Source organism: Parabacteroides chinchillae (assembly GCF_900108035.1).
Taxonomy (GTDB): Bacteria; Bacteroidota; Bacteroidia; order Bacteroidales; family Tannerellaceae; genus Parabacteroides; species Parabacteroides chinchillae.
Window position 1 is genome coordinate 65,308 of the sequence record NZ_FNVS01000013.1, and the last position, 25,595, is coordinate 90,902.

The 25,595-nt window shown below is 39.8% G+C and carries 24 protein-coding genes; 10 read left to right on the forward strand and 14 right to left on the reverse strand.

The genetic code is table 11. From position 1 onward, the window contains the following. Positions 1–35 precede the first annotated feature (35 nt). From C4S38_RS11120 to nusB, 5 genes are all read right to left on the reverse strand, one after another. Positions 36–464: a DUF5606 family protein gene (locus C4S38_RS11120; RefSeq protein WP_103983801.1), complete on the reverse strand. Its 429-nt coding sequence runs from the start codon at positions 462–464 to the stop codon at positions 36–38. 107 nt (positions 465–571) lie between these two features. After that, on the reverse strand, positions 572–1,174 hold the full coding sequence (coaE, locus tag C4S38_RS11125; RefSeq protein ID WP_103983802.1) for a dephospho-CoA kinase: 603 nt from the start codon (positions 1,172–1,174) through the stop codon (positions 572–574). Then, a complete protein-coding gene (locus C4S38_RS11130; protein ID WP_103983803.1) occupies positions 1,167–2,177 on the reverse strand; it encodes a YbbR-like domain-containing protein in 1,011 nt (336 codons plus the stop codon). Before C4S38_RS11130 ends, coaE begins: the two co-directional genes overlap by 8 nt. A 14-nt stretch (positions 2,178–2,191) precedes the next feature. Then, positions 2,192–2,506: a preprotein translocase subunit YajC gene (gene yajC, locus C4S38_RS11135; protein ID WP_103983804.1), complete on the reverse strand. Its 315-nt coding sequence runs from the start codon at positions 2,504–2,506 to the stop codon at positions 2,192–2,194. A 62-nt stretch (positions 2,507–2,568) separates the two neighbouring features. After that, positions 2,569–3,495: a transcription antitermination factor NusB gene (gene nusB / locus C4S38_RS11140; RefSeq protein WP_103983805.1), complete on the reverse strand. Its 927-nt coding sequence runs from the start codon at positions 3,493–3,495 to the stop codon at positions 2,569–2,571. 226 nt (positions 3,496–3,721) lie between these two features. Between nusB and C4S38_RS11145 the strand changes: the two genes are divergently transcribed. Further along, positions 3,722–4,081, forward strand: coding sequence for a DUF3276 family protein (locus tag C4S38_RS11145; RefSeq protein WP_103983843.1), 360 nt, complete (start codon positions 3,722–3,724; stop codon positions 4,079–4,081). A gap of 106 nt (positions 4,082–4,187) precedes the next feature. On the opposite strand, the gene C4S38_RS11150 is transcribed toward C4S38_RS11145, so the two are convergent. Continuing rightward, entirely contained in the window at positions 4,188–4,358 is a 171-nt protein-coding gene (locus C4S38_RS11150; protein WP_005854886.1) for a DUF362 domain-containing protein, read from the reverse strand. A gap of 153 nt (positions 4,359–4,511) precedes the next feature. Between C4S38_RS11150 and porT the strand changes: the two genes are divergently transcribed. Beyond that, positions 4,512–5,213 (forward strand): type IX secretion/gliding motility protein PorT/SprT, encoded by a 702-nt coding sequence (porT, locus tag C4S38_RS11155; RefSeq protein ID WP_103983806.1) that lies wholly within the window; start codon positions 4,512–4,514, stop codon positions 5,211–5,213. Here the strand turns inward: porT and C4S38_RS11160 are convergent. The 6 genes from C4S38_RS11160 to dnaG form a co-directional block, all read right to left on the reverse strand. After that, positions 5,200–6,033 (reverse strand): phosphatidate cytidylyltransferase, encoded by an 834-nt coding sequence (locus C4S38_RS11160; protein ID WP_103983807.1) that lies wholly within the window; start codon positions 6,031–6,033, stop codon positions 5,200–5,202. The two genes, porT and C4S38_RS11160, sit on opposite strands and share 14 nt — an antisense overlap. Positions 6,034–6,295: 262 nt before the next feature. Further along, positions 6,296–8,347, reverse strand: a complete 2,052-nt coding sequence (gene ftsH, locus C4S38_RS11165; protein WP_103983808.1) for an ATP-dependent zinc metalloprotease FtsH — start codon at positions 8,345–8,347, stop codon at positions 6,296–6,298. A gap of 29 nt (positions 8,348–8,376) precedes the next feature. Beyond that, the gene (rsfS, locus tag C4S38_RS11170; RefSeq protein WP_103983809.1) at positions 8,377–8,736 is read right to left on the reverse strand and encodes a ribosome silencing factor; all 360 of its coding nucleotides are present in this window, start codon (positions 8,734–8,736) and stop codon (positions 8,377–8,379) included. Positions 8,737–9,186: 450 nt separating this feature from the next. Beyond that, the gene (locus C4S38_RS11185; protein ID WP_103983810.1) at positions 9,187–10,506 is read right to left on the reverse strand and encodes an ABC transporter permease; all 1,320 of its coding nucleotides are present in this window, start codon (positions 10,504–10,506) and stop codon (positions 9,187–9,189) included. After that, entirely contained in the window at positions 10,503–11,450 is a 948-nt protein-coding gene (locus tag C4S38_RS11190; RefSeq protein ID WP_103983811.1) for an ABC transporter ATP-binding protein, read from the reverse strand. The genes C4S38_RS11185 and C4S38_RS11190 overlap by 4 nt, the downstream gene beginning before the upstream one ends. Positions 11,451–11,465: 15 nt before the next feature. Further along, entirely contained in the window at positions 11,466–13,577 is a 2,112-nt protein-coding gene (gene dnaG / locus C4S38_RS11195) for a DNA primase (RefSeq protein ID WP_103983812.1), read from the reverse strand. A 103-nt stretch (positions 13,578–13,680) separates the two neighbouring features. On the opposite strand from dnaG, the gene C4S38_RS11200 reads away from it, so the two are divergent. The 5 genes from C4S38_RS11200 to C4S38_RS11220 all read left to right on the forward strand — a co-directional run bounded on the left by C4S38_RS11200 (position 13,681) and on the right by C4S38_RS11220 (position 18,460). Continuing rightward, a complete protein-coding gene (locus tag C4S38_RS11200; RefSeq protein ID WP_103983813.1) occupies positions 13,681–14,610 on the forward strand; it encodes a DUF5106 domain-containing protein in 930 nt (309 codons plus the stop codon). A 3-nt stretch (positions 14,611–14,613) separates the two neighbouring features. After that, positions 14,614–15,402: a M48 family metallopeptidase gene (locus C4S38_RS11205; RefSeq protein ID WP_103983814.1), complete on the forward strand. Its 789-nt coding sequence runs from the start codon at positions 14,614–14,616 to the stop codon at positions 15,400–15,402. A gap of 379 nt (positions 15,403–15,781) precedes the next feature. After that, positions 15,782–16,417, forward strand: a complete 636-nt coding sequence (locus tag C4S38_RS11210) for a bifunctional nuclease family protein (protein WP_099464952.1) — start codon at positions 15,782–15,784, stop codon at positions 16,415–16,417. Beyond that, on the forward strand, positions 16,414–17,730 hold the full coding sequence (locus C4S38_RS11215; RefSeq protein ID WP_103983815.1) for a NupC/NupG family nucleoside CNT transporter: 1,317 nt from the start codon (positions 16,414–16,416) through the stop codon (positions 17,728–17,730). Before C4S38_RS11210 ends, C4S38_RS11215 begins: the two co-directional genes overlap by 4 nt. A 31-nt stretch (positions 17,731–17,761) precedes the next feature. Then, positions 17,762–18,460 carry a 16S rRNA (uracil(1498)-N(3))-methyltransferase gene (locus C4S38_RS11220; protein ID WP_099464954.1) on the forward strand — a complete coding sequence of 233 codons (699 nt, stop codon included), beginning with the start codon at positions 17,762–17,764 and terminating at the stop codon, positions 18,458–18,460. Positions 18,461–18,589: 129 nt separating this feature from the next. On the opposite strand, the gene guaA (C4S38_RS11225) is transcribed toward C4S38_RS11220, so the two are convergent. Together guaA (C4S38_RS11225) and guaA (C4S38_RS11230) are read right to left on the reverse strand one after the other, a co-directional pair. After that, complete coding sequence (gene guaA, locus C4S38_RS11225) at positions 18,590–19,897, reverse strand: glutamine-hydrolyzing GMP synthase (RefSeq protein ID WP_103983816.1); 1,308 nt, start codon at positions 19,895–19,897, stop codon at positions 18,590–18,592. A gap of 55 nt (positions 19,898–19,952) precedes the next feature. Further along, positions 19,953–21,473 (reverse strand): glutamine-hydrolyzing GMP synthase, encoded by a 1,521-nt coding sequence (gene guaA / locus C4S38_RS11230; protein ID WP_103983817.1) that lies wholly within the window; start codon positions 21,471–21,473, stop codon positions 19,953–19,955. 131 nt (positions 21,474–21,604) lie between these two features. Here guaA (C4S38_RS11230) and C4S38_RS11235 point away from each other — a divergent pair, with 131 nt between their 5' ends. From C4S38_RS11235 to C4S38_RS11250, 3 genes are all read left to right on the forward strand, one after another. Continuing rightward, on the forward strand, positions 21,605–22,900 hold the full coding sequence (locus C4S38_RS11235) for an MATE family efflux transporter (protein WP_103983844.1): 1,296 nt from the start codon (positions 21,605–21,607) through the stop codon (positions 22,898–22,900). Positions 22,901–24,064: 1,164 nt separating this feature from the next. Then, entirely contained in the window at positions 24,065–24,970 is a 906-nt protein-coding gene (locus tag C4S38_RS11245; protein ID WP_099464957.1) for a hypothetical protein, read from the forward strand. Between the two features lie 3 nt (positions 24,971–24,973). Further along, entirely contained in the window at positions 24,974–25,567 is a 594-nt protein-coding gene (locus C4S38_RS11250) for a Crp/Fnr family transcriptional regulator (RefSeq protein WP_099464958.1), read from the forward strand. Positions 25,568–25,595 lie beyond the last annotated feature (28 nt).

A 25,595-nucleotide genomic window follows, 5' to 3' on the forward strand; every position in this document is an offset into this window, starting at 1 on the left:
TTAGGGCAACCCTTTTTTGTAATATCGAATCATATTTATTTTGCTTCTTCTTTTGCTTCTTCAGCAGGCTCTTCCGGTGTAAAGTCTGTGATGCCAGCTCCTATTAAGATATTATACCAGCTTAATAACTTTTTGATATCACTCGGATATACGCGATCACGGTCAAAGCTCGGTAATATTTCAGCGAAATAAGTACGTAATTCTTCTGGTTTTGCAGTGGAAGTGTTAATAGACACTTTAGCGCCGTTTTCTTTATTTTTAACGCTGGTCAGCACTTCATGTAAAGGAACTTCTGCTTCGTCTGTATAGATGGCAATGTCACCTAAAGAGATCACTTTATCTTTTGCATAGGCAGGTACTCTCTTCTTGTCTGTTAACGACTCAACAATCAGCATGTTTTTTCCATGGGAAACCAGTTTAAACAGGCCGGGTTTTCCCGAAATAGACAAAATAGTCTTCAACATAATATTCTTTGTTTTCTAATAGTGTTAAACTTTAAAGCTGCAAATGTAGTACAACTAACCGAATATACAGATACAAATGGGTGGAAAAAACGTATAGCTGTTACCTTTTATTCGGCATTATCTTGTGGTTGTCGTGAGGTTAAATAGTTTAAGAATTGATTTGCCTGGGGTAATAGGGTATGAATATCATCATTGTATATAACATAGTCCGATAGTTCTTTTTTTTGTTCGTCGGACATCTGATTGGAAATACGCCGTATGATTTCTTCCCGGGAAACGTTATCGCGGGCTAGTACCCTGGCTATGCGGATTTCTATGGGTGCATAAACCATCAGGTTTACATCAACTGTTTTGTTAAAACCTGACTCAAAAAGTATTGCTGATTCAATAGCACAGATATTGGAATGCTGATTGCGTACCCAGTTTTGGAAATGACTATTTACTTCCGGATGTATAATTGCATTTACTTGTTTGAGGCACTCAGGATTATTGAAAATATAAGAAGCTAATAATTTTTTATTCAGTCCCTGCTCTGTATAAATATCTTTACCGAGTAGTTCTATGAGTTGTTTTCGTATGACTGGTGAACTGTCAGTTAGTTGTTTGCTTTCTTTGTCGGCAATATATACCGGTATTCCGGTTAGCTGCAAAATAGTTGCTACGACCGACTTACCGCTTCCTATTCCTCCGGTTATACCTATTCTAATCATGGCTGTTTTGTTCCAGAATAAATTCTATTTTGTCGGGGAATAAGGTTGCATTGCGTATCCAGTCCGGTTTAACGGAAAGCTCGACAGGTAATGTTCCTGACATGTTTTGTTCCAGGTTTGCAAATGGGATTTCAATAGAGAACTGGTCGGCCGAAAGTTCTTTGAAGCGTGAAAGCGGTACACCGCATGTCACCTTAATTACAGCCGGAAACATCCTTAATGTATAATGACTAGGTATGCCCTTACAACTAACGGGGATATCTAAAGTTTTATCCGTATATTCCTCTATCGGAATAGTTACTGTAACTGTAGACGGGTCGTAGTTTACACCGGGAATTTTTTGTAGAGGTATATTTTTGGTAACTGTTTTGTCGCCATCTTTTATTTCAGTATAAACTGTCTGAATAGCGGTTAGCGAATCTAATATGACATCACTTGCATAGGCATTAACGACAGATGGTGATATTATGATTTCGCCGGATTGTTGAAATCCTGCATTAATATGAATATCTCCGTTAAATGCTACAGGTATTTTCTTTTGAACGCTTTTACTATAGCTGATATCTATCTGCTGAGGTTCGAAACTGATTAACGAAGTGGTAGATATGAGTTGCTTCAGAATGTCACTTTCAATGACTTTTCTGCTTATATGGAATGTTCCGTTCTTTTTATTGACATTTTTCATATCAGCGTCAATAGGGGCAAAACGTCTTCCGAAGGAATAGTTTAATAAAACACTTCCTTTGTCTTTTACATGTACTGTGACGTTGCTGGGAACGGTGTCTGTAAAAGCGATTTCGGGCGAAACATTCTTATATCTGACCGGAATATTGATCTCTATTTCATATTCCTGCTGTAAACTTTGAAGAAGCCAAAATCCTAAAGCCAGGAGTATAAATGAGAAAAAGACTAAAGTTTCTTTCCATCGTTTGCAACGCAAAAAAACTTTAGCCTTTTGTAGGACAGACTTGAATGGTTGTAATAAGTTTTCAAGCCTTAACATGAATTCGTTGTTAATTACTTTTGCTGTGCGTCCTCTGATGAAGCGAATATAGAAGTTTTATCTACACGGATACGAACACCGTCTGCAATTTCTATCAGCATGTAAATGTCTCCGATTTCTTTTATTTTTCCGTATATACCCCCGGATGTGATAACTTTATCTCCGGTTTGCAATGCTTCGCGTGCTTTCTGGATTTCTTTTTGTTTCTTTTGTTGCGGACGAATCATAAAGAAATAGAAGATGGCAACAACTACGACCATCATTAGAATGCCAGACCATTGAGACTGGCCGGCACCAGCAGCTTGAAGTAAAATACTAATTAAGCTCATACTATTATAATCAATTTACAAGTTAATATCAAAAACAATATGTGCAAATGTAAGTATAATAATTAGTCTTTAAGCAATAACTTTTCTTTTTTTAACTCACTTACTATGGAATCGAGTATGCCATTAATAAATGTTCCGCTTTTGGGAGTGCTGTAGTATTTTGCAGTATCTATATATTCGTTCAGGGTAACGATTGTCGGAATAGTTGGGAACGTCATGATTTCGGCTATGGCAACCTGCATTATGATGAGGTCCATATTTGCAATACGTTCTGTTTCCCAATTTTTTATATGTTTTTCTATTCGTTCGCGGAACTCTTTTCCTTTCAATAATGACTGCCTGAATAACTGGATTGCAAACGACTTGTCTTCCATATCTTTGAACATGGGTAACAAAGCCTGTTTACTTCCGTTCTTTTCTTCAAACTTCTTGATGGTTTTTAGGGTGAAAGTTTCGACAATTTCTATATCATCGTTCCAATAAATACTTTTATCTTCCAGATAATCTTCTACTGTTTCATTGCCACATATGATTTTCTTGAATACGGTACGCCAGAATTCTTTGTCAGTTTCGTATGAATCGTCTTTGTTAGCCAGATACTCTGCATATATATCGGAATCAAGAATCTGCTCAAGTACGGCTTTTATGAAATCTTCGTCATTACTCCATGAAATACCTTGTTCTGAAACATACTTTTTCAAAGCGTCGTTTTGTTCAATCTGGGCTGCAAAACGATTGTCTGTCAGGCGTGTGTTCGGATTTAACTCTGCTTCCGTAGGCATGTACTTGTTTTTACGGGCATCGAGCAGACGTTTTTGAAGGTTTGTTACTTCAACAATAAGAAGAAGGAAATAATGATATAAGTCGTACGACTTTTGGAGGCTGAAAAGTAATTCATTTTCCGCTACTTTGAGGTCACCGTTACCATTTTGATAGTAAGAATATACTATCTGTAAAACTTTAATGCGGATTAAAATTCTGTTGATCATCGTTTGAAAGAACTTCTTGTTATAAATTTAGGTTGCAAAGGTAGCTATTCTTTTTATAAAAAAGAGGGAGTTTGCTTAATTTTATATGCATTAGATGATATTTTGAATTTACGGCTGTTTGGGTGGTATTTTGATACGTTAAAATAGTTGCTATTTAAAAAAAAATGCACATATTTGAGGCTAGTTATGATAAATGGGACGGGTGTATTAATAAATGTTAGCTGTCATGGAAGATTCTATAAGGAAAGCACATGTTGAGGGTGGTGATAAAGAAATTTTATATTCTAAAGCCATCAAAGCAGGGAAACGGATCTATTATCTGGATGTGAAGAAGAATTTAAAAGATGACTTGTTTTTAGCTGTTACTGAAAGTAAAAAGATTCAACCTAAGGACGGAACGCAAGTATCTTTTGAAAAACACAAAATTTTCCTGTATAAAGAAGACTTTGACAAATTCATGGATGGATTGAACGATGTAATTCATTACATTAAGAGATGTAATGAAGGTAAAGGGCCGGATGTTCAACTTGAAAATGAAGAAGGGGATAATGCCTCTGATGAGATAAAGCTCGATATAGAGTTTTGAGAAAAAAAGAAAAAAGATAATGGGCTGCTTTCTTTATCAAGAAAAGCAGCCCATTACTTTTATAGGTACTTGTATTTAACAAGTAATCCTATTTTTCCTGCGATATTTATTCTGCCGGATGGATAGCTTCTGTAGGACAAGCATCTGCGCAAGTTCCACAGTCTGTACACATTTCAGGATTGATACTGTATTTATCACCTTCTGAAATTGCTCCTACCGGACATTCATCAATACATGTACCGCAAGCAATACAATCGTCGCTAATTACGTAAGCCATTTTATTAAACGTTTAAATTGATAACTATTAGTTGGTGCAAAATTAGAGCTTTCTTTGTATTAAAAAAATATCTGCTGCTTTATTTTGCCCATTTAGGTGCATTTTTGCAATAACTTTATTTGTTTTCCGTTATAATTCAAAATTGAATCAGAGTTGAAACGTTTGTTATTTGTATTATGTGTGTTGTGTCTGGCTACCACAGGAGCTATGGCACAAAAGGAAAGGGTGAAGAATCAACCGTATGCCGATTTGAAGTGGTTTCATTTAGGTTTCCATGTAGGCCTGCATGCGCAAGACTTGTTGTTGACTCATTCTGGTGTTACAACAAATGGCGAAACTTGGTTTGCTGAAATACCTTCTTATTCTCCGGGATTTAGTGTCGGAGTTATAGGCGATTTATATTTGAATCCATATTTTAATTTGCGTTTGGTTCCTACAATTCATTTTGGAGACAAGAAGTTTATTTTTCGTGAGCAATCCACAGGTGAAGAGTTTACAACGAATACGCGTTCTACTTACTTGTCTTTCCCGTTGGATGTAAAGTATACAGCTTTGCGTCTTAATAATTACCGCCCTTACTTGATTGGCGGTGTATACGGTTCATTTGATTTGGGGCGTAAGAAAGACAATCCTATTTTGTTGAAAGGTGCAGACTTCGGACTGGAGTTTGGTATAGGATGCGATATTTATTTACCCTTTTTTAAATTGTGCCCGGAGTTGAAATTCTGTTTTGGCCTGGTTGATTTACTGGAAAAAGACCGGTCTAGCTTGAATGATCGTGACCTGATAAAATATACAGATGCTCTTTCGAAAGCAACTTCACGGATGGTTGTCCTTACGTTTAATTTCGAATAAAAAGTTCAATATAGATATAAGAAGCAGGTATAGCCATCATCACACTGTCAAACCTGTCGAGCATGCCTCCGTGTCCCGGCAATAGTTTACCGGAATCTTTTACACCTAACGTGCGTTTCAGCAGCGATTCTATTAAATCTCCCCATGTGCCGAAAAGAACAATTGAAAATGAAAGTCCCAACCAGTTATATCTGCTGATTCCTGGTGCATACCAAGCAAAAACCTGTGAAGCTGCTAATACAACGACAAGCCCTCCGAAAAAACCTTCCCATGATTTTTTAGGCGAAATTCGTTCGAATAATCTTCTTTTACCTATACGTGAACCTACTAAATATGCACCTGTGTCGTTTAGCCAGATAAATACAAATATAGCTAATGCATATAACGGAGTGAAAACAATTTCACCCGGAGTATTGGGAATGGAAGTTATAAAATTCAACATGGAAAATGTTCCTGCACAATATACTTGGGCTAGTAATGTAAATGCCCAATTATTTATAGGATTCGGGGCTTTGTGATAGAGCTCGGCTATCAATGTATACATCAAAAATAAGAGGTAGGGCAGGAATATGTTTCTGTCTGCTAATCCGTTTGCAAACATGAATGTCCCTATGAACAGGTAGGCACCTCCAATAGAACTGATAACCCGCTGAATGGTTGTATTTTCATAGTGATCCATTAGCCCATAAAATTCCCATAAAGAAAGAGCTGTGATAAGAGTAAATATAACCAGGAACAATATTGGATGGAAACAAATAGCTCCCAACATAACCGCTACAAAGATTACACCGGTTAATGCTCGTTTTATCAGATTATTCAAGATTGTAATGTTTTGTTTTCGTATAAAATTTGTTTCGGATGCAAACCTACATAAAAATATCGAATTACAATATGCCTGATCCTGATATCTCGATCATTTTCTAATATCATCCCGATCATTTCACAAAATCATCTTGATGTTTTTGTGAAATGATCGGGATGATATTTTAGAGAGATGGTATACAAAATCAAAAAAGGGAGTATTCGCTGAAGAATACTCCCTTTTTTGATTTTACTATAAATAAAGTTATTTCCGAAAACGATCAGGCTATTTGTTCGGATTCTGCCTTACTGTCATTTTTCGGCACGACATTTTTGTCATCTTTATCTTCCGCTTTATCTTTTTCTGCTTCGGTTTGTTCTTCATTCTTTGTTTTACTTTGCAATTCAAGGATTTCTTCCGAACGTGAAATCCAGGCCCGTTTACCAAAAATATGTTCTACATCTTCAGCATATATAACTTCGCGTTCCAATAAAACTTTTGCTAAAGCATTGTGTCCTTCCGTGTTTTCCGACAGGATTTTTTTAGCCCGTTTATATTGTTCGTTTATTATTATTTGTACTTCCTGGTCGATCAGTCGTGCTGTTTCTTCGCTATATGGTTTGGTGAATCCCCAATCTTGTCCTGTCGAATCATAATAATTTAAGTTGGGCAATTTGTCACTCATTCCAAAATAAACAACCATTGCGTATGCTTGTTTTGTTACACGTTCCAAATCATTGGATGCTCCTGTTGAAATTTTTCCTAAGAATAATTCTTCAGCGGCACGTCCTCCAAGCGTAGCACACATTTCGTCCAGTAATTGTTCGCGGGTGGTGATTTGGCGTTCTTCCGGAAGATACCATGCTGCTCCTAATGCTTTTCCTCTTGGTACGATTGTAACCTTTACTAAAGGATTGGCATGTTCAAGCAACCAGCTTAGCGTAGCATGGCCGGCTTCGTGATTGGCAATGCAATTACGTTCATCGGTTGTTGTGATCTTTGTACGTTTTTCCAGACCTCCGACAATACGGTCTACTGCATTCATAAAGTCTTCTTTCTGTACAAATTTTTTGCCATTGCGCGCTGCTATTAAGGCAGCTTCGTTACAAACGTTAGCAATGTCCGCACCTGAGAATCCCGGTGTCTGGCGAGCTAAAAATTCAGTGTCGACACTGTCGTCAATTTTGATCGGACGAAGATGTACACCAAATATTTCTTTACGTTCGTTCAAATCGGGCAATTCTACATGAATCTGTCGGTCAAAACGTCCGGCACGAAGCAATGCTTTGTCCAGGATATCTGCACGGTTTGTTGCTGCTAAAATAATAACACCACTATTGGAACCGAAACCATCCATTTCTGTAAGTAACTGGTTCAATGTGTTTTCTCGTTCGTCATTACTGTTCATGTTGACGTTTTTTCCACGGGCGCGCCCTACTGCATCAATTTCGTCAATGAATACAATACATGGTGCTTTTTCTTTTGCCTGGCGGAATAAATCACGTACGCGTGAAGCTCCTACGCCAACAAACATTTCCACGAAGTCGGAACCCGACAGTGAAAAGAACGGAACATCAGCTTCGCCTGCAACTGCTTTTGCCAGCAATGTTTTACCGGTTCCCGGAGGGCCGACAAGTAATGCACCTTTAGGTATTTTACCTCCCAGCTCGGTGTATTTGTCCGGATTCTTTAAGAATGATACGATTTCTTCCACTTCTTGTTTTGCTTCGGATAATCCGGCTACATCTTTAAATGTAACTTTCTTTTGGTTATCTTTATCAAAAAGCTGAGCTTTTGCTTTGCCCACGCTAAAGACACCTCCGGGACCACCTCCGGCTCCTCCGGACATGCGCCTCATAAGGAATATCCATACAACAATAAGTAGAATGATAGGACCGAATGATACGAGGAAGTTCCACATTGTATCATCTCCTTCTTCAAAGCTGACTTGTGTATCAATATGATCGTTGGCTACAGCATTATCGTAGAAATCGGAGAATTTATCAGCCGAAGGTATCTTTACGAATACTTTCGGAGAATTACCAAGGCGGCTGTTATCTCCTTTAAAAACAAGGTCGGTTTTTCCGTTCTTTACAGTAGCTTCAACCAGGTTCTTTTTGTTGTAAACTACCATTTTTTCGAAAACATTATCTTTGGCCAGCTTCTGAAATTCAGTCCAGCCCAACTCTTTTGATCCTGAAGAATCATTTGTCATATACAATGCAATAAGCATCATGAATATTAATCCGTACATCCAGTACAGGTTAAAACGAAACATCTTCGGCTTGCCGTTCTTCGGAGATTTATTAAACATGTTGTTTTTATTTTCCATAAAAGATAAATCTAATTAAAAACCGGTCGTTAATCCAGATTAGGGATTTGAGTTACTTTGGAGTCTGCCCAAAGATTTTCCAGATTATAGAATTCTCTCTGTTCCGGTAAAAATATATGTACAAGAACCGTGCCATAATCCATGCCAATCCACTGGGCTCCCTGGTTTCCATCAATGGACAGAGGTTTTTCTCCGACCTCTTTACGGGCAAAGTCCCATACTGAATCTGATAGTGCTGAAACTTGGGTAGGTGTGTTTCCTTCACAAATTATCATATATTCACAAATGTTCCCTGATAATTGGGTTAAATCCACGGTTACAATATTTTTGCCTTTCTTTTCCTGAAGGCCTTCAACAATCGCTTTTACTAATTCTTTTGTTTGATCCATCTATTTTGTATTGAATAATTTTCTGAGTCGCAAATATACTTCTTAAATTTATTATGATCGTCTTTTCCTTATATAATATATGTATAAACCTTTTCAAAATGAAAACAAGGGCTGGAAGAAAATGTTTATTTGTGGGAATTTTTTCGGCCGAATATTTGCAGTATTAGAGAAAGTATATACCTTTGCACTCGCAAACGAAAGCGTTGCATTATTTAAGCTTTATTGTTCAATGGTGTAATGGTAGCACAACAGATTCTGGTCCTGTTAGTCCAAGTTCGAGCCTTGGTTGAACAACAATAAATAGCATCGCCTTTGTTGATAGAAAAATATATTTTGTTCAATGGTGTAATGGTAGCACAACAGATTCTGGTCCTGTTAGTCCAAGTTCGAGCCTTGGTTGAACAACAAAAGTTTAATAGCCCGCTATTTTTTGAGAGTAGCGGGCGTTTTTTATTTATATCTCGTCCATTTTATTAATTCTTTCAGGCTGGGCTTTTTGCCATACATAAGAATGCCGACCCTGTATATCTTACTTGATCCCCAAATTATAAATAAAGCGGTTGCAAATAACAAACCGACAGAAACGAGGATTTCCCATATAGGAATGTCGTAAGGTAAACGTACCATCATAACGATGGGAGAGGTGAAAGGTATGAATGAGCACCAGACAGCCAATGGACCGTCCGGATTGTTCATGCTATAAACGCCGGCATACAAGCTGAATACCATTAATATAATAATAGGCATCATGAACTGCTGTGTATCTTCTTGTTGCTCCAATGCACTTCCTATGGCGGCAAAAAGAGCTGCATACAGCGTATATCCGCCTATAAAGTAAAGCACGAAACAAACTCCTATTTCCGTGAAATTAATGGAGTTGATTACTTCCTGAATCTGTGTCTGCATCTCTGAGGACTGTACAGTCATGGCTCCTCCTATGTTTTGTGCTGCCATTTGTGCATTCATTAGATCGTCAGGACTTGTACCGCCTCCTAGAAATAAGAGTGTGCCGGATACGAGGACGGTTGTCAATATACCCCATAAAAAGACTTGGGTTAATCCTACAAAACCGATTCCTATTATTTTCCCCATCATCAGATCGAAAGGTTTTACGGAGGAGATGATAACTTCTATAATCCGGTTTGTTTTTTCTTCCATCACACCTTGCATTACCATTGCCCCGTAAAACATGATAAACATATATATAATAAGTGTAAGCATCATGCCTACGATAGAGGCGACTGCTGCCGATGTGCTTTTTTCATTTCCTTCTGTATCCCATTTAACAGTTTTGATATCAAATTTAATTTTGCTGTCTTCTATAATCTTGTTCAGATTAGGAATGTTGAAGGATGCAAGTTTTTCATCCCTTAAATTCTTAGACAATATATTGTCTATCTCCTGTTTCAGACCGATAGGGATTTGCTTTTCGGAATAAAGTGCAGCTGCATTCGGATTTTCTAAAAGATCGCCGGTGATGTTTAGAATAGCAAAGATTTCTTTGTTTTGGTCGTAGCGATACTGATCCAGATTCCCGTTTGTATTTATGAATATGTATTCGTCTGTGTTTTGAAATAGAGGGGCATATTTACCTGTTGCGTCTATTATTGCCACTTTTTTGGCTTCATTACCTTTGATGCCGGAAAGCCAAAGCGGAACGAATACTAATGCGGCAAATAAGAACGGGGCAAGAAAAGTTATAATCAGGAATGATTTTTTACTTACCCGGCGGAGATATTCTCGTTTTACAATTAATCCTATTTTATTCATGCTTTTATTGTATTAGAGCCAGAAACGGTGTTGATAAATATGTCATTCATAGAAGGTATTTCTTCTGAAAAGGAAAGAATATCCAATTTGCCGGCCAGCAATGTCAGCAGTTCGGAATTGCTGATCTCTTTTTCTTTATGAATGTAGAGTTCGGTAATGTCGCCGTCAGTTTCTTTCGTACGGAAAGAAAATGCATTCCATTCGGAAGGAATTTCCATTTCGTTCGAGAGAAATTTAATTTCGTCCGAATATACCTTTACTAAGTAAGTATTGCTTTTGAACCGGTTTCGTATATCCCGGACATTTCCGGACAACACTACTTGAGAGCGGTTAATTAATGCGATGTTGTCGCATATTTCTTCAATAGATGACATGTTATGTGTTGAAAAGATAATTGTATGGCCTGCTTCTTTCAGTTCCAGGATTTCCTGTTTGAGCCGTTCAGTGTTTACCGGATCGAAACCGCTGAATGGCTCGTCGAAAATGAGAAGTTTAGGCTCATGTATTACAGTGGTGATAAACTGTACTTTTTGTTGCATGCCTTTAGATAGTTCTTCCAGTTTTTTGTTCCACCAGGGCATGATGTCAAACTTTTCGAACCAATGTGTCAGGCGTTTTCGGGCTTCCATGTATGATAAGCCTTTTAATTGAGCAAGGTAGATTGCCTGTTCACCGACTTTCATCTTTTTATATAGCCCTCGTTCTTCCGGTAAATAACCGATCTGATAAATATCTTCCGGACATGAAAGGCGTCCGTTGAATAATACTTTACCGCTGTCCGGTGCCGTAATTCGGTTAATGATGCGGATCAGTGTGGTTTTTCCTGCTCCGTTAGGACCAAGCAATCCGAATATTTTTCCTTCGGGGACTTGGATGCTTACTTTATTCAGTGCAAGATGTCCGGCGTATTGCTTTACCACATCTTCAGTTTCAATGAAATTCATAGGCCATGATTTGTATTACATTTTAAGTATGATGCGTTCACCCAGTTCTTTGCTGAGTACATTTTTAATTTCATTTAGTCTGGTGAGTTGTTTTATTAGTTCAACAGCCTGTTCCATATTTCCTTGTGTCTGCGCTTCCTTTATTTTTACCTGTATTTCTTTTATTTGTTGTAAGACATACGCATCTTTCAGGGCAAACAGTTCACGAAGGACTAATGGTTCTATTTTATCCTCTTCTTGTTCCAGTTCACGATATTTTGTGTGATATTTGCTGAGCTGATATTTTTCGCTTATCAGGTTGGCTGCCAGTTTGCTAATGTTTGGATTGGGATGAGCCAGAAAGTAGCGGTTAGCAATGAACCCTTTGTCTTTGCAGTGTTCGGCAGCTTCATCCAACATGGTTTTGAAAAGGGGCGTATAGAATGTTAGATCATCACGTTCCAGATCAAAGCGTATATAGTCTGCTACGTGATGGATTACTTTTTCGTTTGTCTCTTCGTCCACATATTCGTATAAGATACGTTCACCATATCGTACAATATAACGGAGTAATGACAGCTCATAAGGCTCGTATGGTGAACGCTTGGGAGCTATTATTTGCGAGGGTTGGGCTGTGGGCGGAACGGAAATGGGGCCAGCATCTTCTGCTGGATAATCATCTTCTGTTGGGGGAGGATAATTATTGGGCGGTAAAGATTCTGTATTTTCCTGATAAGGTTGGTAACCCGGAAAATCAGCATACTCCTGATAAGTGGGAGAAGGCTCAGAAACTTTCTTGGAAGTGCCTGCTGTTCTTGTTGGGGAAGTTGTACGGTTATCTTCTTTACTTAGCCGTATTTTATTGACTTCATTCAGTAAGACGCGTTCATCAATTTCCATCATAGCACTGCACTCGCGAATATATACGGAGCGGGCTATGTTGTCCGGGATAATGGCAACTGTCTTGATAATATCGGAAATCAAGGCAGATCGTTTGATCGGGTCTGTGCCTGCGTCATCCAATAATAGCCGGGTTTTAAAGCGAATGAAGTCTGTCTCGTTTTGCTTGATAAATTCGGCAAATTGGCTGGCATTGTGTTTTCGTGCGAATGAATCCGGGTCTTCTCCATCAGGAAGAAGCACCACTTTTATATTCATGCCGTCTTCTAACAATAAGTCAATTCCTCTTAATGCAGCTTTAATACCCGCAGCATCACCATCATATAGTACGGTGATATTATTGGTAAAACGATGTATCAGCCTGATTTGCCCCTGTGTAAGTGCTGTTCCGGAAGAAGCAACAACATTTTCTATTCCGGCCTGGTGCATGGATATTACATCGGTATAACCTTCAACAAGAAAACAGCGGTCTTGTTTTACAATTGCTTGTTTGGCAAAGTAGATCCCGTAAAGTTCATTGCTCTTATGATATATGTCACTTTCTGGAGAGTTGACGTACTTGGCCGTTTTATCATCTTTTTTGAGAACGCGGCCGCCAAAAGCAACCACTTTTCCACTCAGGCTATGAACCGGAAAGATAACGCGGCCTCTGAAACGGTCGTGTATATTTCCATTGTCATAGGCTATGACTAATCCAGTTTTATCCAGGTATTCTTTCTTAAATCCCTTTTTTAATGCAGCCTGATATAAAGCATCGCGTTGATCCAGGCTGTAACCCAGCTGGAATTTTCGGATGATGTCGTCTCTGAAACCCCGCTCGGCAAAATAACGAAGACCGACAATTCTTCCTTCCTGATGTTCGTGAAGTTGAGTGGAGAAGTATTGTTGAGCCCAACTGTTAACAATGAACATACTTTCGCGGTCGCTTTGGACTTGCTTTTCCTTGTCGCTTAACTCCCGTTCCTGTATTTCTATGTTATACTTCTTGGCCAGGAAACGTAAAGCATCGAAATAACTGAGTTGTTCGTGCTTCATGATAAAGTGAATGGAAGTACCTCCTTCACCGCAAGCGAAGCATTTACATATGTTTTTGGAAGGCGAAACGTAAAATGAAGGTGACTTATCGGAGTGGAACGGACATAACCCCACATAGTTTACGCCTCGTTTCCGGAGGGTGACAAATTCTGAAACTACGTCCACTATATTTGCCGCATCCAGTATTCTGTCTATAGTAGGTTGATCTATCATTCTGCATCCTCAATTTAGGAAGACAAATGTAGCGATTATTTCCGGTACAACAAGAGACGGTTCCAAAAGAAAACCTTATCTTTGCGCCTTGAATTGTAAATGTGTGATTATGAAAAGTCTATATATTTTTTCATTGTTGTTGATATTTAGTGCATGTAGCGGACAACAGTCTAAAAATACCGAAAAAGAACAAACTGTCGAACGAACCTTTCAGATGGTTGAAGTACCTTCTATGATTACCGAGCCTGATCAGCGGGCTGATTATTTGTCTGTTCATTATTGGGATAAATTTGATTTTAAAGATACTGCTTATATTCATTTACCGGAGGTCACGGAGCAGGCCTTTACTAATTTTATCGATATTTTGAAATATGCTGCGCCGGAGGCAGTAGCGTCTGCAATTAAAGGTATGATGAATAAAGCTGATGCAGACAGCACTATGTTTGCCTATTTTGCAGGTTTATATGAGAAATATTTGTATGATCCTAATTCTCCCATGCGTAATGAGGAGTTTTACATACCTGCTTTACAGTCAATAATAGCATCATCTTCCTATGATGAAGTAAACAAAATCCGCCCCCAACATTTATTGGAACTGGCGTTAAAGAATAGAGCCGGAGAATCGGCAACCGATTTTACTTATACATTAGCAAATGGAAAAACAGGTACTCTGCACGGAATAAAATCCGATTATTTATTGCTTTTCTTTTATAATCCCGATTGTCATGCGTGCAAAGAAGTTACGGATCAACTTACAAGTTCTGTAACAGTAAAAGAACTGGTGAAAAATAAGAAACTTAAAGTCCTTGCTGTCTATCCTGATGAAGATTTGACAGCTTGGAAAGCACACCTTTCTTATATGCCGGCAGGCTGGATCAATTCATATGATAATAGCCTATCTTTAAAGAATGAAGAAATTTATGATTTAAAAGCAATACCGACTCTTTATTTATTGGATAAAGACAAGAGAGTTCTTTTGAAAGATTGTGCGTACCCTCAGCTGGAAGATTATTTATTACAACAAAATCAATAAATTATGAGATCAATTTTATTTTCATTAATTCTTCTGGCAGGTGTTAGTTTGACAACTTCTGCCCAGTTTAAGATTGGTGGAAAGTCCATCAATACGAAGAAATTAGTAAATGCAGCATCGGACGTTGCCCATGCAGTTACGTTGTCGGATGCAGATGTTGCGGCAATGGCAAAAGAATATATCCAATGGATGGATACGCATAATGAAGTAGCCGGTCCTGATACAGAAATGGGACAACGCTTGGAACGGATTACTTCTAACTTGAAAAAAATAGACGGTTTAGATTTAAACTTCAAGGTCTATAATGTTATAGATGTCAATGCTTTTGCTTGTGGCGACGGAAGCGTACGGGTGTGTGGCGGCCTGATGGATGTTATGGATGATAATGAAGTGCTGGCTGTTATAGGTCATGAGATAGGCCATGTCGTTCACACCGATTCAAAAGATGCAATGAAAAGTGCATACATGACTTCTGCTGCCAAAAATGCAGTAGGTTCTGTAAACGGAACTGTTGCAAAACTGACAGATTCGCAACTTGGAGATTTGGCTGAGGCATTGGCTAGTGCTCAGTATTCTCAGAAACAGGAAGGTGAAGCAGACGATTTTGGTTTCCAGTTCAGTGTTGACAACGGACAAGATCCGTATAGCATGCACAATGCGCTTAAGAAGTTGATGGATTTGAGTGATGGCCAGCAGAAATCATCTAAATTCCGTCAGATGTTCTCAAGTCATCCTGATACGCAGAAACGTGTTGACAGAATGAAAGTAAAAGCCGACGAATATTCAAAGTAATTATTGAATAAACGTTAACCGGTACCGGTTAAATAATTTGTAAGTTAAAATATTGCTAAAACCAAAGAATTTTGTATCTGATTGTATATGTTGTATAACATAAAGTGCATATATTTGCATTGTGTTTTTCATGGTATTAGATTTAAGGTTAGCAATGAAGATTGGTTGTCCGTGACGGATAACCTTTTCTTTTTTATATAGGTCTTTTCTCTTTGTATTTCTTTCACCCGAAAATTAGTTATATTCATTTTAATATTAAATAGAGCTACAACAACCTGTTTCTTTACATTTTTACCACTTTTTCTTTTGTTGAAGTAAGAAATAAATTACGAAATAATATTACTTTTGTCTTTATATATGATTTCTAAACATATCAGACGTGGATGCAAAGATAAAATTACGAGTTCAGGGACTAACAAACAGTCAGGTACAATCGGGAGCCTATGCTTTAATATTGGCTGAAGAAGATGGCCCGCGTCGTATTCCTATTATCGTAGGAACGTCCGAGGCACAATCCATAGCGATTGCCCTGGAGCATATTATACCTCCACGTCCTCTTACCCATGATTTGTTCTTTACATTTGCGCAGGCTTTCGGCATACATTTGCGTGAAGTGTTTATTTATAAATTTGAAGACGGTGTATTTTATTCGGAGTTATTATTTGACGACGGGACCAACCAGGTACGTTTGGATTCGAGAACTTCGGATGCGATTGCTATAGCTCTTCGGGTGAAATGTGATATTTATACGACTGAAGAGATTGTTCGTGAGAGCGGAGTCGTTTTGGAAGAAGTTCCGTTTGTGAATGAAAAGGAGAATGAATATGATGATCTTGAAGAGATGGAGCCGGAAGATATCCATGATGAAAGCCAATTGAAAAAATGGCTTGCTTTATTAGACATCGAAGAAATAAAGGAACGTCTGGAAGAAGCTATTTCAGAAGAGAATTACGAATATGCGAAAATGTATAAAGACGAGTTGCGTCGTCGTGAAGAGGAGGACAATTCTAAATGATTGAAGAACAAGGTGGGTTTGGATTAATTACGCTATTGCGTGGAATCTTGGGCATTATTGTGATATTGGCGATAGCATATGGTTTGAGTTATGACCGTAAACGTATTGACTGGAAACTGGTAGGCGGTGGTTTGCTGATGCAGATCATATTTGCTTTAGCTGTATTATATGTGCCTTTTGTCGGAGGATTATTGGAAGGTCTTGGTAAGATATTTGTCAAACTGATGGACTTTACGGATGCAGGATTAACCTTTTTGTTAGGGCCGTATGCTTCCAAAGCTGCCGGATTTAGCTTCTTACTCCATTCTTTGCCGATCGTAATATTCTTTTCAGCATTAGTATCTATGTTTTATCACTGGGGAATTATCCAACGTGTAGTTGGCGGATTCTCTTGGGTATTGCGTCGCTTTATGAATATATCCGGTTCGGAAGGATTAGTTACTTCCGGGAATATATTTATGGGAATGACAGAATCTCCGGTCTTGATTAAGAATTATCTGCCCACAATGAACCGTTCGGAAATCTTTTTGGTAATGGTTTCCGGAATGGGTACAATTGCAGGTTCTGTTATGGGAACCTATATTGGAATGTTGGGCGGAACCGATCCTGTGGCAAAAGTTATGTTTGCCAAACACTTGCTTTCTGCTTCTGTGATGGCTGTCCCCGGTTCCATAGTATTGGCGAAGATGCTTTGTCCGCAAACAGAAAAAGCCTCAGACCATGCTGTTGGCTTGGAGAAGGAAGGACGCAATACTAATATATTGGATGCAATTTCTTCAGGAACGGTAACCGGTGTAAAGCTGATGACGAATATTGCAGCTATGCTTTTGGTTTTTATCTCTCTGGTGGCATTGGCTAATTATGTAACCGAGGATATAATAGGGCGCTATACCGGTTTGAATGATTGGATTGTAAGAATAACAGATGGCAAAGCACAAGGATTGACTTTCCAATTTATACTGGGGGTAATAACTTCTCCTTTTATGTGGTTGATAGGTGTCCCCAGTCAGGATGTTATGCTAGTGGGATCGTTATTGGGACAGAAAACAATATTAAACGAGTTTGTTGCCTATTTCCAGCTGCAGCAATGGAAGGATGCAGGATTATTTATGTACCAGAAGTCCGTATTGATGTCTACTTATATATTGTGTGGCTTTGCCAATATCTCATCTATCGGCATATTGTTAGGAGGTTTGGGAGTGCTTGCTCCTGAAAAGCGGGGGCTGATCTCACGTATTGGTGTGTTGGCAATGGTAGGCGGTGCACTGGTATCGGTTCTTTCGGCTACTATTATAGGTATGATACTCGGATAATTATAAGTTAATAACAGATAGTTAGTTAGCAGTGCAGATTTTTTATACACCTGATATCGCAACAAATCTTGAAATGCCTGAAGAAGAGGCAGGTCATTGTATTCGTGTGCTTCGCTTGACAGAAGGAGATGAAATTTTATTGACTGACGGACAAGGCAGTTTTTACAAAGCGGCTATTAGTCGTGCCCATCCGAAGCATTGCGAAGTAAATATTCTGGAAACATGGAAGCAGCCTGCCTTGTGGAATTTTAATCTACATATAGCAGTTGCTCCGACAAAAAATATGGACCGGATGGAATGGTTTGCAGAGAAGGCCACGGAAATAGGGATCGACCGGATTACCTGCCTGAATTGCCGTTTCTCGGAACGAAAAGAGATCAAACCTGCCCGTTTGGAGAAAATTCTGATTAGTGCGATGAAGCAGTCGCAAAAAGCTATTGTGCCGAAACTGGATGGAATGACAGACTTTAAATCATTCATATCTGCTCCTTTTGACGGCCGCAAATTCATTGCTCATTGTGAGGAAGGAGAGAAGCCTCTTTTAAAGAAAACATACCGGGCAGGAGAAAATGCCCTTATTCTGATTGGTCCCGAAGGTGATTTTAGTCCTGAAGAAATAGAACTGGCCCGAAAGAATGGTTTTGAACCGATTTCTCTGGGCGAAAGCAGACTGCGTACAGAAACGGCTGCTTTAGTTGCTTGTCATACGATTCATATACTAAATCAATAATCATATCTACTGCAGATATGACTGAGAAAGAAAAATGTATGTATAGTGAATATAAAAAAGATATACCTTTTGCATTTAGAAGACTTGCCTTCTGCTGCAAAAGGTATATTATTTAAACGGGAATGTTATTTATTCCCACTCAATCGTTGCATTCGGTTTCGGTGACATATCGTAGCAGACACGATTGACGTTTTTAACCTCTTTCAGAATACGATCCGTAATCTTCATCAGGATAGGCCAGTCAACGGTCTCTATTGTGGCAGTCATGGCATCTACCGTGTTCACTGCACGGATGATAACAGGCCATTCAAATGAACGGGCGTTATCGCGTACACCAACCGATTTGAAATCGGGTACAACGGTAAAGTATTGCCATACCTTCTTATCCAGTCCGGCATTCTGAAATTCTTCACGCAAGATAGCGTCGGCTTCACGTACGGCTTCCAGACGGTCGCGTGTGATAGCTCCCAAACAACGAACACCTAATCCGGGACCCGGGAACGGTTGACGGTAAACCATCTCGTGAGGTAATCCCAATTCGAGACCGCAGGCACGCACTTCGTCTTTGAATAACTGGCGTAAAGGTTCAACCAGTTCAAACTTCATATCTTCCGGCAGACCGCCTACGTTGTGATGAGATTTAACCATCTTGGCAGTCTTGGTTCCGCTTTCTACAATGTCGGGATAGATTGTACCCTGTGCCAGGAAGTCTATGCCTTCCAGTTTGCGGGCTTCCTCTTCGAAAACGCGGATAAATTCGCCGCCAATAATCTTGCGTTTTTCTTCCGGATCGGCTACGTTTTCCAGCTTGTCGAGGAAGCGGTCGGTAACATCTACATAGATCAGGTTCGCTTTCAACTGATTCTTGAACAACTCTACGACGGCTTCCGATTCGCCTTTACGCATCAAACCATGATTTACGTGTACACAAACCAGATTATCGCCGATAGCTTTCAGCAGCAGCCCTGCAACAACCGAGCTGTCTACACCACCCGATAAAGCAAGTAACACTTTGCGGTTGCCTACCTGGCGTCTTACAAGTTCTATCTGGTCGTTTACGAAGTTAGTCATGTTCCAGTTTGTTTCGGCCTTGCAAGTGTCGAATACAAACGGCCTGACAGCATTCTTGATCGCTTCTATATCATCCGTGAACCGGTTTAGTTTAACTGCGCATAATGCTTTGTCGTGTCCGGCTGCCATAACCGGGATTCCTGCATTATATATATCCGGATTCACATCGATAGCTACACCGTCTATAACATTGTTAGGACCACCGTTGATGATAATACCCTTTACGTTCGGAAGAGCTTTTAGTTCTTCAATCGTAATGTCGTGCGGATAAATCTCGCTGTAAACACCGAGTGCACGGATGGCTCTGGCCAGTACGGTATTCTCGTGGCTGCCCAAGTCCAGAATGACAATCATATCCTGCTTCATTTTTTATATCTTTAAATTAGTAGATCTGTTTCGTTTAGCTGTCTGTATTCCCGCTTTATTCCCACTCGATTGTTGCGGGAGGCTTGGAACTGATGTCGTAAACTACGCGGTTTACGCCTTTCACCTTGTTGATGATCTCGTTCGATACTTTTGCCAGGAATTCGTAAGGCAATTGTGCCCAGTCGGCCGTCATTGCATCTGTAGAAGTTACAGCACGCAAAGCCACTGTGTTTTCGTAAGTACGTTCATCGCCCATAACACCAACAGACTGAATAGGAAGGAGGATAACACCCGCCTGCCATATCTTATCGTACAATCCCCATTCGCGCATCAGGTTCATGTAGATGGCGTCGGCATCCTGCAAGATACGTACTTTTTCAGGAGTGATGTCGCCCAGGATGCGGATACCCAACCCTGGCCCGGGGAACGGATGGCGTTTGATAAGATGTGCCTGCATACCCATTTCCATACCTACGCGGCGTACTTCGTCTTTGAACAGAAGACGCAACGGTTCAACCAATTTCAGGTGCATATCTTCCGGCAGTCCGCCTACGTTATGGTGGCTCTTGATAACCGTTCCGGTGATAGATAACGATTCGATCACGTCCGGATAAATTGTACCTTGGCCGAGCCATTTAATATCTTTCAGTTTGCGGGCTTCTTCATTAAATACGTCGATGAAGCCTTTGCCTATAATCTTACGTTTCGCTTCCGGATCGGATACACCGGCCAGTTTACTGTAAAACTTATCTTTTGCATTTACCCCGATCACGTTCAGACCCAGGTGCTCATAGTCTCTCATCACATTCTCGAACTCGTTCTTGCGGAGCAATCCGTGATCTACGAAAATGCAGGTCAGGTTCTTACCGATCGCCTTGTTCAGTAATACTGCGGTTACAGAGCTGTCTACGCCACCGGATAAAGCCAAGATTACCTTGTCATCTCCCAGTTGTTCCTTCAGTTCGGCAACAGTCGATTCGATAAAGGATGCCGGAGTCCAGTCTTTGGCACATCCGCATATATTCAGGAAGTTATCGAGCAGCTTTGTTCCGTCGGTCGAGTGGAATACTTCCGGGTGGAACTGTACGCCCCAGGTCTGTTCTCCTTCCACATGGTAGGCGGCTGCCTGTACATCGTCTGTGCTGGCAATTACCTTGAAGGTATCGGGAAGTTTGGTGATCGTATCGCCGTGCGACATCCATATCTGCGAACCGGTGATGATTCCTTCCAGTAACGGATCTTTACTGTTGATATATGAAAGGTTAGCGCGTCCGTATTCGCGCGAATTAGCCGACTCTACATTTCCTCCCGACGTATAAGCCAGATATTGAGCTCCGTAACAAATGCCTAATACCGGATATTTACCGCGAATCTCGCTCAGGTCCGTTTTAAAAGCATTGGTGTCATAAACAGAATAAGGACTGCCTGAAAGGATAACCCCTTTCACATCGGTAGCATCATACGGGAACTTGTTGTAAGGGACAATCTCGCAATACATATTCAACTCCCGGACTCTGCGTCCGATCAGTTGTGTTGTTTGCGAGCCGAAATCAAGAATAATAATTTTCTCGTGCATGCAAATGTCTATGTTTAATTGAAGTGGTGCAAAGGTAGTAATAAATTAGGGAAGCAGAAAAAGGTGTATGTAAATATTCTGTTAATTTACGTATGTTTGTTCTCTCTAAACAAAACGTTCCGATGAATAAAATGAATAAGAAGATACTCCAACTGGCTATACCGTCTATTATATCCAATATAACTGTTCCGCTGTTGGGCTTGATTGATGTAACTATTGTAGGGCATTTGGGTTCGGCTGCTTATATCGGTGCCATTGCCGTAGGAGGTCTGTTATTTAATATTATTTATTGGAGCTTTGGCTTCCTGCGGATGGGGACAAGCGGCCTGACTTCTCAAGCTTATGGAAAGCGTGATCTGGATGAGGTTGTTCGCATTTTGGTTCGTGCTGTTAGTGTAGGCTTGTTTATAGCCGCGTTACTTTTTGTCTTTCAATATCCGATAGAGAAGATTGCTTTTTATTTATTAGACACCAGCGAAGAGGTGCGGTCTTTAGCATCCGTTTATTTTCGTATATGTATATGGGGAGCCCCGGCGGTGTTGGGGTTATATGGGTTTGTAGGATGGTTTATTGGTATGCAAAACTCCCGTTTTCCGATGTTCATAGCCATAATGCAGAATATACTGAATATCATTTTTAGTTTAGTGCTGGTTTTTGGCTTTCACCTGAAGGTGGAAGGTGTGGCATTCGGAACGCTGTTAGCTCAGTATGGCGGACTTTTGATGGCCTTTGTGCTTTGGTTGCGCTACTATAAAAAATTACGGGTAAGAATTTGTATTAAACAAAGTCTGGAACTTAGGGCCATGCGCCGTTTCTTTTCCGTCAACGGAGATATTTTTCTCAGAACGTTGTGTTTAATTGCAGTTACTACTTTTTTTACTTCCACCGGAGCTAAGCAAGGTGATGTAGTGTTGGCGGTCAATACCTTGTTGATGCAACTCTTTACTTTGTTTTCTTATATCATGGATGGCTTTGCTTATGCTGGCGAAGCCTTGTCCGGACGTTATGCCGGCGCGGGTAATATGACCTCTTTACGGCGTGCTGTTCGTACCCTGTTTTATTGGGGTACAGGTTTAGCGTTTTTCTTTACATTATTATATGGTATGGGCGGAGAAGGCTTTCTGTCTTTATTGACGAATAATCAAGACGTGATAGAAGAAGCAAACACCTATTTTTATTGGGTTTTGGCAATCCCTTTTGCCGGTTTTGCTGCATTCTTGTGGGATGGTGTATGTATTGGCGTTACGGCTACGCGTTCGATGTTGTATTCTATGTTTGTGGCTATGGCCGGTTTTTTTCTGGTCTATTTTGTGTTTCAGACAAACATGGGCAATCATGCACTTTGGATGGCTTTTCTTATCTATTTATCCTTGCGGGGATTGCTACTTACCGGATGGTATTTTAGGTTTGTTCCCGGAAACCGGTAATATAAACTTTATCACTTTGTCACCTTCTGTCACCATCTTCGGGGCTTATCCCCAAATTGTAAAAGATATGATGTCTGGTATAAATTGCTGATAAATATATTATTATTCTATTATTGCGAGGTTATGCTTGCTGCATTTTAGTGCTTCCCGCGAACATTTTTGCTTACTTTTTCTCCTGACAGAAAAGTAGACAAAAGATACAAGGTTGTTTTTGTCACTTTTGGCTTGACCCAAAAGTAACCAAAAGGTCAAGGCTGCACCGTCCGGGCTACTCCGGCAAAAGACTTCGCTTAACCAGCGGAACTCGCTTTGCTCAAACAGCCGCTGGTTTCGTTACTACGTCTTTTACCTGCGTTTAACGCCCAGCCGCTGATGCCGCTAACAAGAAAGCTAAGCTAAGCGCAGCTTTCTTTTGGGATGGCCGATATGGTCTGTTCTTTTATGGCTTTAGCCTAAGCTCAATTGCCGTCTGCTTCAGCTGACGGACTAAGGGAGGCTTTCTGTATCGGCTTTAGCCAAATTTCTTTCTGGAAAGCTCTTTTTAGCTATCTTCTCCAATTGGGCTAAAGCCCTTGAAAGAGGATGGCTCTACTATCCGTCGGTTTCAACCGACGGCAATTGAAACCAGGCTAAAGCCATTTAGGGAAAGTGTTCGCGGAAGTGTTAAAATGAAATTCGATCCGGTTTGTTTTTAAGTTTTTAAAATAGTGGTTTTGTATTGTAATATCCTATGTAGTAATATGTTGCATGCTTTTGTAGAATAATTGAAGACTATTTCTCAGATTTTGAAACACCCCTCGAAGAAGGTGACAGGAGATAACAAAGTGACCCTTTAAACGACCCTTTGTCGAGACTTTTATTCCGTACTTTTTAGGTAGGCAACTAAATTGAATAAGATAGGCAATCAGGCAGGAAAGGGTAGTCAACCGAAATATTTTCATCCTTATCGTTTTACAGACTCATAATTATGACTTTCCAAAATCATAACTATGAGTCCATTTTTTGTCCGGTTTGCCTCATTGGTGTGCTTTAATGCAAGTTGCTGTTTTTAACGCTGCAAAATACGTTTGTTAATATAATATTAAAATATGTAAAACCTTGCCGGATCATTTTATAGACATCTTATTAAATACTACTTTTGCACGTTCATTTATACATGTGTGTATGGATACTGAAAAGAGAGAAACGAAAGAGATAAATAAATTTTCGCTGCTTATTGTTGCAGTAATTGTGTTGGTTCTTATCTTAGCTGGTGCCGGATATTATATTTTTCACCAGAAGCAACAAATGGAAGGGTTGGTGCAGACATTCGATCTTGAGAAAGAGTCTCTTGAAGACGAGTATAATGAGTTGTCGATGACCTATGAAGGATATAAATTCAGTGTAAACAATGACTCGCTGGTTGCTTTGTTATCGACAGAGCAGGCAAAGGTACAACGTCTTTTGGAAGAGCTACGCACTGTTAAGGCTACTAATGCCAAGGAAATATCGCGTCTTAAGAAAGAATTGGAAACGTTACGTAAGATTATGCGAAACTATGTGGCACAGATCGATTCGCTGCATAAAGAAAATACCCAGCTGAAAGAAGAAAATAAAGAGGTTGTGAAGAAGTTTCAGCAAGCTACTTCTACTGCTGCTAACTTGAAGAAAGAAAAAGAAAAACTAACCGAACGTGTTACTCTGGCCAGCCGTCTGGATGCTACGGATATTAGCGTAACTCCTGTGAATTCGCGCGGGAAATTAGCAAAGAAAATAAGTAAGATGCAGCAGTTTGTTGTCAACTTTAAGATTGCGAAGAATATCACAGCTCCGGTGGGAGAGAAGGTTCTGTATGTACGTATTATGAAACCGGATGACGATATATTGGTAAAGAGCCGCGGAAATGTATTTGCTTTTGAGGGAAAAGACATCAACTATTCTATGAAAAAGCTGATTGAATATGAGGGTGAAGAAGTAGCAGTTACAATGTATTGGGATATTGAAGAATTTCTTTCTCCGGGTACTTACCGTGCCGATATTTTTGCAGACGGTAATTTGATAGGACGCCGAAGTTTTGAACTAAAAGACTGATTTATGGAAACCGATGCATCCTTTGCAAGGTTGTTAGCCGATATACCCGAAGCTCTGGCAGGGGATAAGGCTTTTGTGAAGGAGTTGGAAGACCGGGCTAAAGTGCTGAATGTAAAAAAAGGCGACTACCTTCTTCGTACCGGCGAATTATGTCAGGATGCATATTTTATCAACAAAGGCTTATTTATTAATCTATATATAAGTGAAAAAGGGGAAGAGGCGGTTACCGGATTTGCTGCCGACAGCGAATTTCCTTTTCTTTCCGCTATAGGTTATTTCACCCAGGCTCCTTCCGATTTTGAGATAAAAGCTATCGAAGATGGTGAATTGCTTTGTTTCTCACGTGTGCAGATAGAGGAAATGTCGTTGCGTTATCCCTTGTTTGCCTCTTATTACCAGAATGTGATGCTAACTATTATTGCCAAACTTTATTCTATGTTTGCAGTGCGGCAGTCTTGTACGGCCGAGGAATTTATAAAGTATCTCTATAATCATTATAAATGGATCATTAACCGTGTGCCCGATAAATATATAGCCCAATATATGGGGGTTAGCAATACGTGGTACTGTAAGCTGAAAAAACGTATCTTTTGTTGAATTAATTCAATTTTATATTTAATTCAAA